1 protein-coding gene is annotated in these 236 nt (G+C 62.7%); it reads left to right on the forward strand.

Annotated elements, in window-relative coordinates:
* Positions 1-236 (forward strand): class II fructose-bisphosphate aldolase (locus tag SB786_RS37685; protein WP_410731771.1); only part of this gene is annotated, 236 nt, incomplete at both ends.

Consider the following 236-nt stretch of genomic DNA (forward strand, 5'->3'; position numbering starts at 1 on the left):
GCTGCCTGGGTTCGCTGGAAACCGGCATGGCCGGTGAAGAAGACGGCATCGGCGCCGAAGGCGTGCTGGACCACAGCCAGATGCTGACCGATCCGGAAGAAGCGGCCGACTTCGTCAAGAAGACCCAGGTCGACGCCCTGGCGATCGCCATCGGTACCAGCCACGGTGCCTACAAGTTCACCAAGCCACCTACCGGTGACGTGCTGGCCATCGACCGCATCAAGGAAATCCACAAG

Origin of the sequence: Burkholderia sp. SIMBA_062 (assembly GCF_046534765.1) — a bacterium.
In the GTDB taxonomy this organism is placed as follows: domain Bacteria; phylum Pseudomonadota; class Gammaproteobacteria; order Burkholderiales; family Burkholderiaceae; genus Burkholderia; species Burkholderia ambifaria.